A 1,257-nucleotide genomic window follows, 5' to 3' on the forward strand; every position below is an offset into this window, starting at 1 on the left:
TGGTGGAGGAGCTGCGTGAACGGATCCGTCAACTCCAGGCCGCGCCCCGGCGCGCGCTCCCGGTGCTGCGCACGGGCGTGGACGCGGTGGATGCGCTCTTGCCCATGGGCGGCCTTCCCCTGGGGCACTCGGTGGAGCTGTGTGGCGAGGCGGCGTCCGGGCGCACCAGCCTGGCCCTGCGCGCGGTGGCGTCCGCGCACCGGGAGCTGCGCCTGTGCGCGTGGGTGGACGGCCCCCGGGAGCTCTATCCCCCCGCGGCGGCGGCGCTGGGCGTGGACCTGGAGCGGCTGCTCGTGGTGCAGCCCCGGGCCTTCGCGCAGCGCGTGTGGGCCGCGGTGCAGCTCGCACGCAGCGGGGCCTTCACCTGCGTGGTGTTGGACCTGACGCACGGCCTGGGCGCGGCGGGAAAACCGGAGCGCCTCTCCCTGCCGGAGGCGCGCAAGCTCGCGGACGCGGCGGCGCGGGGCGGGACGCTGGTGCTGCTGCTCACGTCCCCCGAGGCCCCGGCGGACGGCCTGGCGCGGCTGCGGCTGGAGGCCCGGGGCGTCCAGGGCTGGTCCGTGGAATTGGAGCGCAGTCGGGGCGGTGGCGTGAGGACGCGCATCGTGCGTCCCTGGCAGGAGCTGTACCCGGAGGTCGGGCTGGATGCCGGGGCGCGGTGGCTGGACGTGGACGACGTGGACCGCGACGCGGCGGATGCAGGGCCGGGGCCGGGCTTCTACCGGGAGTCGAGCGCCAGCGTGCGCAACGGCTGCGGCATCCAGGGCCAGCGGCCCGGACGCGACGCGCCCATGCCGTCGCTGCGCCAGGATCTTCCGCCGTCATCGGCCGCGCGCTGAGGGAAGGGGACATCCCGATGCGGAGGGGCTACCTGCACGTCACGCGCTTCCCGGTGCAGCGCAAGGTCATCGAATCGCCACCGCTCGCGGGCCAGCCGCTCGCGCTGGTGGAGGAGGTGCGCGGCCAGCGCCGGGTGGCCTTCGCCTCCACGAGCGCGCTGAAGGCCGGCGTGCGGCCGGGGATGACGCTGACGGCGGCGACGGCGCTGGAGCCCGAGCTGCGGCACTTCCCCTACCGCCCTCAAGACGAGACCCAGGCGCTGACGGCGCTGGGGGAGTCGCTGCTCGGGCTGTGCCCGGGCTTCCAGCGCGATGCGCCGGAGGGCCTGTGGTTCGACGCGGGGGCCGCGCGCCTGGTGGGGGGCGAGCCGGAGCTGGGGGCCCGCGTGCTGGAGGTCTGCGCCGAGCAGGGCTACCG

At 76.4% G+C, this 1,257-nt stretch carries 2 protein-coding genes; both read left to right on the forward strand.

What is annotated here, in order from left to right; translation table 11 throughout:
• Nucleotides 1–2: 2 nt before the first annotated feature.
• Complete coding sequence (locus tag D7V93_RS43115; protein WP_120648683.1) at nt 3–839, forward strand: ImuA family protein; 837 nt, start codon at nt 3–5, stop codon at nt 837–839.
• 17 nt (nt 840–856) lie between these two features.
• A partial coding sequence (locus tag D7V93_RS43120; RefSeq protein WP_443652012.1) for a Y-family DNA polymerase occupies nt 857–1,257 on the forward strand: 401 nt, incomplete at its 3' end.

It is taken from the genome of Corallococcus llansteffanensis, from assembly GCF_003612055.1.
Taxonomy (GTDB): domain Bacteria; phylum Myxococcota; class Myxococcia; order Myxococcales; family Myxococcaceae; genus Corallococcus; species Corallococcus llansteffanensis.